Genomic DNA, 13,535 nt, shown 5'->3' with positions numbered 1-13,535 from the left:
TTAATAGAGAAGGAGGGTTTTATATGAAAGAGTTGGCTTTGCACACCGGCTGGAAACTGCACGAGGCGCCTCTCCGCTGGGGCGTGAGCGATATCGGACGCGTTATGGCGTTTGAGGATGGGTGGATGGACTGTGCACTCCCATGCGATGTCAGGATGCCGCTGATCGAGAGCGGAGTTATCAAGGATCCGGTCCTGGCAGACTATTCGCGGGAATGTGAGTGGATTTCAAACCGCTCTTGGTGGTTCGTCCGGGAATTTGATATCTCCGAGCTGGATATAGGCGATGGTCCGGTGGAACTGACACTGGAGTCTTTGGATACATGGGCGGAGATCTTCCTGAACGGGAGTCACATAGGCACCCACAAAAGTGCGCACTACCCGTTCACTTTTGACATAAAGTGCTATCTGCGACCGGGCAAAAACGTTTTATGCATACGGCTGACAACAGGTCTGGAAAAGGTAACCGAGGAGCAGTTGGCGGAACTCGAATGGAGCATTTGTCATGAAAAGGATGCGGGGCACCCGGAACGCGGGGACCATCGCCGCACATGGCTGCGCCGGCCCCAGTACAATGCCGGCTGGGACTTCCTGCCCAAGGCATTTAGCATCGGCATCACGGGCGGAGCATATGTCCGCTGCCTTTCAGTCGCTGAAATACGCTCTGTTGACTTGGAGACGCTGGAAGCCGGAAAGGATGCCCATCTGCGTCTGAGGGCGGAGGTCGAGTATTTCAATCCTATAGGATGTGCCGACGCGGATCTTGATATCATGCTCAGAATGGATGGCGTACTCTGCGCCTATGCCCGCGTGGATGACATTCTGCTGACCGCCGGTATCAACTGGATCGACCTGGACGTGGATGTTCAGGACGCAAAGCTCTGGTGGCCTGCAGGAAGCGGCGCGCAACCGCTGTATGACGTGGAGGTGTGCCTGGAATGCTGCGGCTCTAAGACCGCTTATCCTAAGTTTCAGTATGGCATACGCACGATCAGGCTGGATATCTCCCGGCAGGAGGACGGCCGAAGAGGATTTGGCATTGTGGTCAACGGCGTTAAGATATTCTGCAAAGGGAGCAACTGGGTACCCAATGACCCGATCTATGCCCGCGTCTGCGATGCAAAGTATGAGGAGCTGATCCGCGCGGCCCATGATGCCAACTTCAACATGCTGCGGATCTGGGGCGGCGGCATTTATGAGAGGGAAATATTTTATCGATTGTGCGACCGCTACGGCATTCTGATCTGGCACGACTTTATGCTTGCATGCGGTGCATTCCCGGATCATGACCCGGATTTCGTCCGAGAGATGGAAAACGAGGCTGACTATCAGACCAGGCGCCTTAGGAACCATCCGTCTATGTGCCTGTGGTGCGGTGATAACGAGTTGCACCGCTATTTCTGGTATATCTCGCTGCTGAAAAAGAATCCCGACCGGCAGTTCGGGCTCAGGATATCCAACTATGTCTCTAAGAAGGCTGTGCATGCCAACTGTTCTAGGATACCTTATTGGAACAGCTCTCCGTTCGGCGGCGAATTTCCGGACTCAGAGCAGGTAGGAGACACCCATCATTGGAATTGCTCGATGCATCCTGATATGGAGAAACGCATCGATCCGATGGCCTATGACCTGATTAACCATGCTTTTGTGTCGGAATACGGGTATTTTGGCGCACCCTCGCGTGTGGCTATAGAGTCGTATTTCGACGGGCAGCCTGTAGACCGCTTGTCCGGGATCTGGGATCATCATAACAACGACTTCGAAAAAGGCACCGTGTATGGCGGTATCGTCAAGCATTATATGGACAATCCCCAGTCGCTGGATCTGGATGGCTACATTCTGTATTCTGGCATGGTCCAGTCCCTTATGTATGGATATTCGCTTGAGGCGCTCCGCTTCAAGCCGCGTTGCTCCGGCGCATTGTTCTGGATGTTTAATGACTCATGGGGAGAGGTGGGCTGGTCCGTCGTGGACTATTGTCTGCAGAAAAAGCCTTCATACTACGGTGTGAAGCGGGCTTTCTCTCACAGGAAGCTGATCTTGCGTCAGGTGGACGGTAAGCTCGTCGTCACCGGATGTAATGACACCCCGGATCAGGTCGACACGATGGCTGAGGTAGGTTATATCTCCCTGGATGGAAGAGTACGGGACACTAGAATCGTTCCGCTGACATTGCTGCCATATAGTCGCAGCCATATCCTGGAGACTGACTTTCCGGAAGGTGACCTTGAACGCGGCGTAGTCGCTGTCATACCGGAAAGTATGGAGATAGCCCCCGAACGTTTGTTTGCTTGTGAGACAAGGTGCCTGGATATGCCGGACGGTGAGCCAAGAGTGCTGTGTGTCGAGCAGGACGGAGGCCTGCATCTGACCATCACAAGTGACGTGTTCCTCCATGGTGTATATATAGAGGGGGTCAATGACTGTTCCGACAATTATTTCGAATTGCTGCCAGGCCAGGTGAAGACCGTATCCATAGCTGCCCGGCTGCGGCTGATGGGATCTGAGTTCTGCCGAACGTTAAGCGTCGGGGAAGGCTTATGCAGCAATGCTTAATAAAAAGTTTTCCAATTCTCAGTACTACATGCGTAGAGAATACCGTAATTACAAACATTTGCGATGTTGGCAACATCTATAATATAGTACATATTGATGTCTTTCAGTACTATATATCGACCGTTTTTCGACCTATTTTGCAAAGAACCAACGTAGATTCTAATTAAAGCATGCTTGATTTTAAGTTGGTAACAGTTTGTAACATAATATTCTCTGGTCTTAAACCGTCAATAGACAGCACCTCTTTCAGATAGATTACAAATCCGGATTATCTGATGAATGTCAGTTATTATATCCACGGACAATACAAGAAAAAACAAATACCCCGCAGACGCCTGCGGGGTATTTGACTTAGGTTTGCATAGAATTCAAATCTGACGAATCACTAAAACCGGATTATGCTCCAACTACGTTAACAGCCTGAGGTCCGCGGTTTCCTTCTGTGATGTCAAATGATACTTTCTGTCCTTCTTCCAGAGATTTGTAACCATCGGAAGCGATTCCTGAAAAGTGTACGAATACGTCTTCTCCGTTAGCATCGTTTGTGATAAATCCAAATCCTTTTTGTGCGTTAAACCATTTTACTGTACCGTTATTCATAATAGGTACCTCCTAAATATAATATTTGTAAATCTCAGAAAATAAAAAATCACATATTTTTGTAAGGCATTATCAATGGAACATAATGACTTACAAAAATATGTGAAATCTAACTCCGATGAAAATACACCTATAGGATAGCATGAGATTTATGATTAGTCAAGTGATACGTGAAATATTCATATAAAAACAAAATAATCATATAAATGCATTGAAAACATTCATAATAAATGATAAAATAAGCGTGAAAAGATAATAAACGATAGTTTTAATGAAAAATAACAATCATTTAAGGCAGGAGGAAGCAAAATGAGCAAAGTGAATGAACTTACAAGAGAGAAATGGGTACTCGGAGCATTTCCGGAATGGGGAACCTGGCTGAACGAGGAAATTGATGAGGAAGTAGTTGCCCCGGGAACATTCGCCATGTGGTGGATTGGATGCACCGGGCTCTGGATCAAATCCGAGAACAGTACGAACATTGCAATCGACCTGTGGTTCGGCAATGGTAAAAGAAGCAAAAAGACAAAGGAGATGGCTCCGTTCCATCAGATGCGCAATATGACAGGGGGAAGGATGACGCAGCCAAACCTGCGTGCGGCGCCGATTGTTTACGATCCGTTTGCCGTTACAGCTGTGGATGCGGTACTGTCCACCCACTACCACAATGACCACATTGACCCGTTCTTTGCGGCAGCAGTTATGCAGAACTGTGAGCCTGATGTCCCATTTATCGGGCCCCTTAAGAGCGTTGAAAAGTGGCTCAGCTATGGAGTTCCGGAAGAAAGATGCAGAATTGTAAAACCGGGAGATGTGATTCGGGTAAAAGACTGCGAGATTGTGGTACTGGATTCCTTTGACAGAACCTGTCTTGTAACCGCGGATGAGGATATTCGAAATACCTGCCCCAACGATATGGATGAAAAAGCGGTCAATTACCTGATCAAAACACCGGCTGGAACCGTTTATCACAGCGGGGACTCTCATTACTCTACATATTATGCAAAACATGGCAAAGACTATGATATAGACATTGCTTTTGGTTCTTATGGTGAAAACCCGGCCGGAAATCAGGATAAGATGACATCTGTGGATATCCTTCGAATGGCAGAGGCTCTGCAGTGTAAGGTCGTGATTCCGTTCCATTATGATGTATGGACGAACTTTAAGGCAGACCCGGCGGAGATTTTGATGCTTTACAACTTTAAAAAAGATGTGTTACAGTATCAGTTCACACCATTCATCTGGGATGTGGGTGGAAAATATATCTGGCCTCTGGACAAAGATAAAAAACAGTTCCATTATAGAAGAGGATTTGAAGACTGCTTTACAGATGAGCCAAACGTGCCTTACCGTTCCATTCTGTAAAAAAATATTCGGGAAAAAGGAGAATGCGGAAATGTTATTAAGAGAATTAGTGGAGAAAAAACGAGTTTGCTTTCATAAAGGATTTGATACATGGGAAGAAGCGGTAGCGGCATCCTGCCAGCCTCTTCTGGACGATGGCTCTATCGAGCAGGCATATATTGATGCTGTAATCGGCTGCGTGAAAAAATATGGCCCTTACATAGTGTTTGCACCTAATATCGCAATGCCGCATTCGCAGGAAGGCGCTGTGGGAGTGAATGACACGGCAGTATCATTCATGAAACTGGAGGAACCTGTACATTTTGAAGAAGGTAATCCGGAAAAAGACGCCAAGCTGTTCTTTGTTCTGGCTTCCAAAGACCACGACGAACATATGAAAAACATGGAAAAACTGGCCAATATGCTGTTGACAGCCGATATCATGGATGCATTGATGAATGTTAAGGATGAAGAAGAACTTCTTGCACTGGATGCAAAGTATTCTGAGCTATGAGAAATCTTTTTTATCAGAACTGGACAACTGCGAGCAGGAATATACGGGAGAGCGAAGGTGTTCTGTTAACCCTTGGTTCGGTGGAGGAGCATGGCCTCCACCTGCCTCTCGGGACGGATACAATACTGGCGCATGCATTTGCACAAGAGATCTGTGAAAGAGAGGACATGTATTATTATCCATGTATAACCTATGGACAGGTATGGTCCGCCAGGGAGTTTGAGAGCACTATATCCATCAGTCCGGCATGTCTTGAAAATTACTGCCTGCAGGCAGTGGAAAGTGTGATGCGTGCCAGCCCCAGGCGGATTATTTTGTATTCTTTCCATAATGGAAATCATAAGGTCATTGAAGAGATTCTTCGAACTTTGGCCGATCGCGGGACCGGGGATCATGTGTATCATATGAAGGCTGCCGGAATTGAAAAGAAAGCAGGACATATTCTGACTACGCCTCTGTGGAACGGAAGTGTATGGCATGCGGGAGAGCTGGAGACTTCTCTGATGCTCTATGTTAAGGAGGAACTGGTGGATATGAAAGCTGCGACCGCAGAATTCCCGCCGGTTCCGCTTCTTTATGGTAAAAAGCCGTTGCCATGGAGAACTTTTATAGAGAGCGGGGCCTTCGGAGATGCATCCGCAGCGACTGCGGAAAAAGGCAGGGAATTATTTGAACTTATATGCCGGGAGCTGCAGGAACAAATACGCTGTATAAAAGAAGGAGAGAACTATGAGCGAAATTAAGCTTGTCGTCTGCGATCTGGACGGGACACTTTTAAATGACGAGAAAATGATCACCCCCTATACGGTATCTGTGATGAAAAAAGTCAGGGAGATGGGGATTGCTGTCTGCCTTGCCTCCGGACGGGATGAACAGATGATGTCCATCTATGAAAAACAGCTTGGCGGCTGTGAATACATGTTGTCTGATAATGGCGCACTTGTGCGAAGCGGTAAGCGGGTGATCTGCTGTAATTTTCTGGCAGAGGAGGATACCGCCAGTCTTCTGGCTTATCTGAATGAACAGCAGATGACATTTATGATGTATTCTGCAGAACAAATGTATTTTTCTGAGGGAAGCGAAAAATTGAAAAAGAGGATCCGGGATTACGAGGCGCTGTCTCAGAAAGCAGGCTGCCCGGTAAAACTCAAGGTCAGGGAGTTTCTCCGGAGCGGCTCTGTGCTGGGGTACAAGACTGCTGCAAAAATCGTGGCCTACGAGGAAAACGAAACAGCAATGGAAGCGTACATAAGTTTCGTTGACAGTCTGGCAAACGTGCACCATGAACCAACGGGGTATGGCCTTTTAGGTGCATTTCAGAGCCAGGTCTCCAAAAAAACTGCTCTTGAGACAATTATGCAGGAGAAGAAGATCGGTAAAGAAAACGTCTGTGTATTCGGGGATTATGAGAACGATCTGAGTATGTTTGCATGCGCGGATTATAGAATTTGCATGGAAAACGGCGTAAAGGCACTGAAAGACGCGGCCAGCAGTGTGACATTCAGCAATAATGACGATGGTGTGGCGAGATACCTGGAAAAAGAGTTGGGAATTGTGACCAAACAGCGATTATATGAATTATAACGAACATAAAACGAATATATAGCAATGAAATGGTGATTAATGAGGCGTAAAACTTATTTAAAGAAAAAAAAGGTTTATATAAAACGATAAATAATCATATAATAAGATTGACAATTATCATAACGAACACTATAATACAAAGTATCAAGAATGCATTTTGCACAAAGAGATAGGAAAATCTTGTTACAAAGGAAGGAGAGGAATAATGTTAAACTCAATTCTTGATTTACTCTTAAAACAAATCTTCGGACAGCCTTTTCTGTTGATGGCAATCATCGTATTTATCGGTTATATTGCGATGAAACAGAAGGTGTCCAAGGCAATTGCGGGTGCAGCAAAAGCATCCATCGGTATTATTGTTATGGGGATGGGATCCGGCGCCCTGATTGCGAACTTCGGAAAACTTCTGACGGCTCTTCAGAACGCAACAGGTATCCAGGGGGCAGGACTTAATACATACCCGACCATGACTGCCGGTTACGAGAAGATAGATGCGATTCTCGGAGAGGGAACAGGGGCTGCATGGGGGATTTACACGCTGCTTGTAGCATTTATCCTGAATCTGGTTCTTGTGGCGCTGAGAAAGTTTACAAGAATCCGTGCCGTTTACCTGACAGGTAACGCTATGATCGTTCAGGCAGGTATCAGTACATATATTGTCTGGAGATTCCTGGGACTCGGAATGCTGCCGACAGTCCTGATAGCAGCCGTAGTTACCGCTCTTTACTGGGGTATTTGTTCCACATTGCTGATCGAGCCTACAAAGAAAATCACAGGCGCAGATTTTACGGTAGCCCATCAGCAGATGGTTGTTGACTATATTGCCTACAAAGTGGCTCCAAAGATCGGCAACCCGGAAAAAGATGATATTGAGAAAAAGAAATTACCGGAATCACTGAATTTCCTTCAGGATAACATTATTGCAACGGCCCTTGTTATGTTCATTTCCACTGCAATTATTATGCTTGTGGTAGGAAAAGAGCAGATCGACTGGCTCCGGGGAGCAGAAGGGCTGAATCAGGCGGGCCTGACAAACAACGTTGTATTTCTTATCTGGATTGCCATCACACTGACAGCCAACATCGTCGTATTGCTGAGTGGTGTGCGTATGTTCGTGGGTGAGCTGATGATGTCCTTCAAGGGTATCTCAGAGAAATTGCTTCCGGGCGCGGTAGCAGGTGTTGACTGTGCAGCGATCTTTGCATTCGCTCCTAAATCAGTAGTACTTGGTCTGCTCTTCGGAGCTCTGGGACAGATCATCGGTCTTGTCGGACTGTTGGTATTCAAGTCCCCGATCTTCCTGGTACCCGGCTTTATACCGCTATTCTTCGACAATGCGACCATCGCAATCTTTGCAAACAAGTTTGGCGGCTGGAAGGCAGCAGCCCTGATCTGTACGGCAAATGGTCTGGTTCAGATACTTGGTTCCGCCCTTGCTGTTAAGATGATGGAAATAACATGGTGGCAGGGAAGCGCAGATTATGCGACAATATGGGTAGTAATTATCGCGATCTTCAAAGGAATTGGAAGTCTGTTGGGAATTCCGATAGCAGGTTAGGTAATTCACTGAAAAAACAAGGTAACTGTTCATGGATCTGAACAATTAAAACAGGAGGTAAAAAAGATGCTTAATATTTTATGTGTGTGCGGAAATGGTATGGGAACCAGCACGATTTTAAAGATCAGTGTAAAGAAAATTTGTGATGAGCACAATATTGACGCCGCTGTGGAATCATGTTCATTTGGTGAGGCGCTGTCTTTTATCACAACAACGGATCTGGTTCTGACCAGTCCTGAGTGGGCGGGGATGCTTCCGCCAAGCAATGCTGTCATTGCAGAGACAAAGAACCTGATTGATACGGCTGCTGTGACAGAGACGCTTCTCGCCGCAGTAAAAGAACATTTCCCAAATGAAATAAAGTAAGGCTTAGTGCCTACCGGTATATTTACGCCGGGAGGCACTCGTTAACTGTTTAGATTTTTAGGAGGATGAAAATGACTGGTTATGAGATTATCAAAGGAAACGTGAAATTTACGGGGCCGGATCGAATTGGACTCCGCTTTGACCGGATCGCCGGTAAAGGGGACGTATGCCGTATTTTCGTCCTGCCGCCAAAAAGCACATGGCCGGAGGGCGCGGACTATACAGTTTCCAAAAAGGTGCGCCCTAAGAACGGGGAATATGATGAATGGGGATGTATGTGGGAAAGCGATGATGCCAGCGGCTCTGATATGGGCCAGGTAACGAACATTCCGATAGAGGAATGGGACGATATGGATGATTATGTATTCCCGGATCCTAAGGCGGAAGGGCGTTTTGAGGGACTTCAGGAGGCACTTGATGAGGCGGAGAAAAAAGGCCTCTACGTGCAGCTGAACAGCCCGCAGTGTATCTTTGAACGCATGCATTTCTTAAGAGGTTTTGAAAATACATTAATGGACTGTCTTGTGGAGCCCGAAGAGATTGAGGTTATGGCTGAAAGGCTTGCGGATTATCAGATTGGCATTATCGAAGAAGCCTACAGACTGGGCAAAGGCAGAATTCACTGTTATGATACAACCGATGACTGGGGGACACAGAACAATCTGATGATATCCCCGGACATATTCAGAGAAATATTCAAACCGCAGTATAAAAGGATATTTGATAAAGCGCATGAGTGCGGCATGGATATCCGTTTCCATACCGATGGTAAGATCAATGATATCCTGGAGGACCTGATCGAACTGGGGGTAGACATAATCAACATTCATCAGCCAAGACTGGTCGGTATAGACGAAGTATCAAAGATCGCACAGGGCCGCATCTGCTTCGAAGCAGCCATCGACATTCAGGCAACGCTCCCGACAGGCGACAAGGAACTGATCGAACAGGAAGCAAAAGAACTGGTAGAGAAGTGGGCTACGCCCAAAGGCGGTCTTATAGGAGTGGAATATGGTTATCTGGATGCCATTGGCACAACCAAGGAATCCATGCTCTATGCGCTGGAGTGCTTTGAAAAGTACGGTAGCTTTTGAGACAGGTTCAAGGTTGGCGCACCATAAAGTGATAGCCGGGAGACATCGTAAGGGTATATGTTCCGCCAAGCGAATTCATACGCTGACCCGCTTCGGAGCCTCCCCGGGTTGACAAGTTTTTCTACCGATTGGATGCACCCAGCGAAATGAAGGGACAGACGCAAGCCTCCCCTCCCGTCCAACAATTATCAAGACTACTTGACGATTCAGAAAAACATTCATATAATTGTCTTAATAACATGATCTAATCATATATTCTTTAGAAAGTAAAGCCTGTCAAAGTGGTGGAAAGAGGAAAAGATATGAAAAGAAGCAGAGCATTAGTTGATAACAGAAGAAATAAAGTGCTGCAGTCGCTGAAGAACAACGGCTTTGTAAAAGTGCAGGAACTGGCAGAAGAGCTGCAGGTATCTCCCCTTACCATCCGAAGGGATCTTCAGTATCTTGAGGACCAGAAAAAGCTGGAACGTTTTTACGGCGGGGCTACCGTGACCGACCGCGTAACCGAGATTAATACAGAAGAGGATGAGATCAAGCTTTACAGGAAGAGGATCGCCCAGTATGCGGCATCTCTGGTAGAGGACGGAGATACTATATTTATAAATACCAGCGCGACGGCGCTGCAGATGATAAAATACATTAAGGATAAAAGAGTGATTGTGATCACAAACAATGGGAAAGCCATCTATACGGAGCATTCTTCCAAGGTATCAGTGATACTAAGCGGAGGGGAGCTGCGCGAGATCAAAGAGGCCATGGTGGGCGAATTTGCCTCCAACAATATCAGTAAAGTAACTGCGAAGAAGAGCTTTATAGGATGTTCCGGTCTGAGCCTGGAAAGCGGGATGACTACGGAGATACTGAACGAGGTAAATATTAACCAGCTGATGCTGCAGCGGGTTACAGACACCTCCTACATCCTAGCCGACCACACCAAGCTGGGTAGAAACAGCAGCTTTGTGAGCTGCCCTACGGACTCTATTCTGAATGTAATTACAGATGAAAAAGCGCCCCAAGAGATTGTCGATGGTTTCCGGGAGTATGAAGTAAACGTAGTGCAGGTAACAAAAGATGGGGTACCTGTGGATTTCCAGGAATAAAGGAAGAGGAGAAAGAGATGTTAGAAGAGTTAAAGCAGAAGGTATATGAAGCAAACATGGAACTGCCGCGCCGCGGCCTTGTGACCTATACATGGGGCAATGTCAGCGGGATAGACAGAGAGTCCGGTTTTTTTGTTATTAAGCCCAGCGGTGTGGATTATGAGACGCTGATGCCGGACGATATGGTTGTGATGGATCTGGAAGGAAACAAAATAGAAGGCAGATATAATCCTTCTTCAGACACGCCGACCCACCTGGAACTGTACAGGGCATTTCCGGGGGTAGGCGGAATCGTACATACCCATTCTTCCTGGGCAACATCCTGGGCGCAGGCCTGCAGAAGCGTTCCCTGCTATGGGACCACACATGCGGACTATTATTACGGAGAGATTCCCTGCGCGAGATCCCTGACCGCGGAAGAGATCAACGGGGAGTACGAAAAGAATACGGGGCTTGTGATTATCGAAACATTTAAAGAAAAAGATCCTGCCAGTGTGCCTGGGGTTCTGTGCTCCAACCACGGACCGTTTACCTGGGGGAAAGATGCTGCTGAGGCTGTGCACAATGCGGTTGTTCTGGAAGAAGTGGCAAAGATGGCTTTCCGTACGGAACAGCTGAACAGAGAAGTGACTTCTGCTCCGCAGGTACTGCAGGATAAACATTATTTGAGAAAACATGGGCCAGGGGCATACTACGGGCAGGGTAAATAGCGTAAAGCGTTAAAGAAGATTGGAGAAAGCGGGCAGGTTCAGCCCGCTTTTTGTGATATTTAGATTTCAACGGTACATAAACATGCCGCTATCTCCGGCTGTATTTTTCGTAAAAATCATTGTAATATAAACAATTATCAACAGGTGTATTGGGCGGGATGTGGTTGCCTACGGCCATAAAATATCCGGGGCAGTCTCTTCCGAGAGCGATACACCTTTTTACTTCATTTTCTATATCATCTTTATCCCCGCACAACAGGATCCGGGTGTCGGCATTTCCTACAATGACGTGTGTACTTCCGTATTTTTCGCAGATATAAGACATATCGGTACATGGCTCCATAACAAAACCATTGACACTGCAAGCTGCGATATCATCCACAAATTGTGTAAAATTACCGTCCGATGTAAAAAGTATCTTTTTACCTTTTTCCTGCAAAGGCGCCAGAAGCTTTTTTAAATTAGGAAAAATAAAGGTTTTGTAGAATTCGGGCGCCAGAAAAGCTCCGCTTGTCCATACAATATCATCGTGTACCATGACAACAGGAGATTCGCATTCGGCTAATGCTTCAAAATACTGCAGATTCCACTCTGTATAACGGTTCATAAATTCTCCGAACAGCCTGCTGTCCACACCTGCCGCCAGAAGCAGCATATCCCAGCCGAGGATCTCTATGGCCCCGGACATACAGGTTGTGTAAATTCCGGTCATGTTTACGGTATCCGGATGTTCCCGGATCATTTTCTGGTAGTCCTGATTAAAATCTGTAATCAGCCTGCTTTTATCCTTTTCCCCATAGGTCTCGAAAAAATCCAAATCGAAAACATCTTCCGGCTCCTCGATGAATACACGGACATCGTCTGAATAATCCGTGCTATTCTGCTGATAGGACGCATGTCCCATTTTTGTGTGATTCTCGCCGAATTGTTCATCAAAAGGAATAATGTTCCAGAAAAAGCCGTAGTCCCATGCTTTAATGAATTCTTCTGAGGCATGTATGCGGGTCTGCCCGGAACTGTATGAAGAGACTTCAATTCCTGTAACTTTTTGCACAAGATCCCAGTGGAAGTGTGCGGAATACTCTGTGCGGGGAATTTTTGGCGGCATCTCGAGATTTAGGGCGCTGAGGCTATTTTCATAAGACATATTAATTATCACTTTCCTTCCTGCTTATTATTTTGTATACTATAATTATAGAAAATATAGGGAAAATGTACATGCAATTAATATAAAAATAAATGGAGTTTTTTGCTATGGAAAATCAAAAATTTGCAATGCTGGAAGAAAAGATAAATGAGATTAAATTCGAAATTGTGGAGAGCGGGCTTCTTACGGCGGGGGAGGAGTGGGACTATAAACAGGTAGTATCCCCGTTTAACAGATTATACTTTATACTGGAGGGGGAAGGCCATATACACAACGACATGCAGCAGATGGACCTGAAAGAAGGACACCTATATTTGATACCGGCAGGAGCTACCTACGATTATAAAGCGGAGGGCCGTATGAAAAAGCTTTATATACATTTCCAGATACAGCTGATACCGGGGATCGACCTGTTTTCCCGGTGTATGGTGGCAATGGAACTGCCCCAGATACCAAAAGAAATGGAGCTGCTGCTGGAGAATCTGAAACAGAAAACAATGGATAAAGTCATAGCTGCAAAGTCCCTGCTGCTCGCGGTCATATCACGCTTTTTGGAAATAGCCAGGCGGGAAGGCATGGAGGAAAATTACAGCGGGTATGAAAAACAACAGAGAGCCATAAGTTATGTGGAAAACCATCTGAGCGGGGCATTAAAGGTAAGTGAAGTCGCAGCAGCTTTAGGGGAATCGTATTACGCTGTCTCCAGGAATTTTAAGAGGGATACGGGGATCGGACTCAAGGAGTATATGGAAACGCTGTTAATGAACAGGGCCAAAAGGCTGCTGGCAGCAACGGATATGAGGATATCCGAGATCGCCGTGGAATTAGGCTTTGAGGATGCTTTTTATTTTTCCAGGTTTTTCCGCAAATACGAAAAAATGCCTCCCAGAGAATACCGCAGCAGAAGGATGCTTTAAAGGAGGAGCGGTTCCTGGTATTAAGTTACACTAAATACCTTAC

Annotated in this window: 13 protein-coding genes; 11 read left to right on the top strand and 2 right to left on the bottom strand. The window is 46.3% G+C overall.

The features are described 5' to 3' along the window. Positions 1-23: 23 nt before the first annotated feature. Positions 24-2,555 carry a glycoside hydrolase family 2 protein gene (locus MWG26_RS20505; RefSeq protein WP_025655782.1) on the top strand — a complete coding sequence of 844 codons (2,532 nt, stop codon included), beginning with the start codon at positions 24-26 and terminating at the stop codon, positions 2,553-2,555. A gap of 396 nt (positions 2,556-2,951) precedes the next feature. Here MWG26_RS20505 and MWG26_RS20500 read toward each other — a convergent pair whose 3' ends face one another. Beyond that, positions 2,952-3,155: a cold-shock protein gene (locus MWG26_RS20500; RefSeq protein WP_009001509.1), complete on the bottom strand. Its 204-nt coding sequence runs from the start codon at positions 3,153-3,155 to the stop codon at positions 2,952-2,954. A gap of 309 nt (positions 3,156-3,464) precedes the next feature. Here MWG26_RS20500 and ulaG point away from each other — a divergent pair, with 309 nt between their 5' ends. From ulaG to MWG26_RS20455, 9 genes are all read left to right on the top strand, one after another. Further along, positions 3,465-4,523 carry an L-ascorbate 6-phosphate lactonase gene (gene ulaG, locus MWG26_RS20495; protein WP_025655783.1) on the top strand — a complete coding sequence of 353 codons (1,059 nt, stop codon included), beginning with the start codon at positions 3,465-3,467 and terminating at the stop codon, positions 4,521-4,523. A 31-nt stretch (positions 4,524-4,554) separates the two neighbouring features. After that, complete coding sequence (locus tag MWG26_RS20490; protein WP_025655784.1) at positions 4,555-5,016, top strand: PTS sugar transporter subunit IIA; 462 nt, start codon at positions 4,555-4,557, stop codon at positions 5,014-5,016. After that, positions 5,013-5,759 carry a creatininase family protein gene (locus tag MWG26_RS20485; RefSeq protein ID WP_025655785.1) on the top strand — a complete coding sequence of 249 codons (747 nt, stop codon included), beginning with the start codon at positions 5,013-5,015 and terminating at the stop codon, positions 5,757-5,759. Before MWG26_RS20490 ends, MWG26_RS20485 begins: the two co-directional genes overlap by 4 nt. Continuing rightward, complete coding sequence (locus tag MWG26_RS20480) at positions 5,746-6,600, top strand: Cof-type HAD-IIB family hydrolase (RefSeq protein ID WP_117440811.1); 855 nt, start codon at positions 5,746-5,748, stop codon at positions 6,598-6,600. The genes MWG26_RS20485 and MWG26_RS20480 overlap by 14 nt, the downstream gene beginning before the upstream one ends. A 205-nt stretch (positions 6,601-6,805) precedes the next feature. Further along, positions 6,806-8,158, top strand: coding sequence for a PTS transporter subunit IIC (locus MWG26_RS20475; RefSeq protein WP_025655787.1), 1,353 nt, complete (start codon positions 6,806-6,808; stop codon positions 8,156-8,158). Positions 8,159-8,224: 66 nt separating this feature from the next. Next, positions 8,225-8,524: a PTS sugar transporter subunit IIB gene (locus MWG26_RS20470; protein WP_025655788.1), complete on the top strand. Its 300-nt coding sequence runs from the start codon at positions 8,225-8,227 to the stop codon at positions 8,522-8,524. A 71-nt stretch (positions 8,525-8,595) separates the two neighbouring features. Beyond that, positions 8,596-9,618: a uroporphyrinogen decarboxylase family protein gene (locus MWG26_RS20465; RefSeq protein WP_025655789.1), complete on the top strand. Its 1,023-nt coding sequence runs from the start codon at positions 8,596-8,598 to the stop codon at positions 9,616-9,618. 302 nt (positions 9,619-9,920) lie between these two features. Then, a complete protein-coding gene (locus tag MWG26_RS20460; RefSeq protein ID WP_025655790.1) occupies positions 9,921-10,718 on the top strand; it encodes a DeoR/GlpR family DNA-binding transcription regulator in 798 nt (265 codons plus the stop codon). A 17-nt stretch (positions 10,719-10,735) separates the two neighbouring features. After that, positions 10,736-11,428: an L-ribulose-5-phosphate 4-epimerase gene (locus MWG26_RS20455; protein WP_025655791.1), complete on the top strand. Its 693-nt coding sequence runs from the start codon at positions 10,736-10,738 to the stop codon at positions 11,426-11,428. Positions 11,429-11,516: 88 nt separating this feature from the next. Here the strand turns inward: MWG26_RS20455 and MWG26_RS20450 are convergent, their stop codons facing one another. Continuing rightward, positions 11,517-12,575 (bottom strand): uroporphyrinogen decarboxylase family protein, encoded by a 1,059-nt coding sequence (locus MWG26_RS20450; protein WP_025655792.1) that lies wholly within the window; start codon positions 12,573-12,575, stop codon positions 11,517-11,519. Between the two features lie 107 nt (positions 12,576-12,682). Between MWG26_RS20450 and MWG26_RS20445 the strand changes: the two genes are divergently transcribed. Next, positions 12,683-13,492: an AraC family transcriptional regulator gene (locus tag MWG26_RS20445; RefSeq protein WP_181969574.1), complete on the top strand. Its 810-nt coding sequence runs from the start codon at positions 12,683-12,685 to the stop codon at positions 13,490-13,492. Positions 13,493-13,535 lie beyond the last annotated feature (43 nt).

The organism is Faecalicatena contorta, assembly GCF_022835095.1.
GTDB lineage: Bacteria > Bacillota > Clostridia > Lachnospirales > Lachnospiraceae > Faecalicatena > Faecalicatena contorta.
This window is presented reverse-complemented; position numbering and strand designations above follow the sequence as displayed.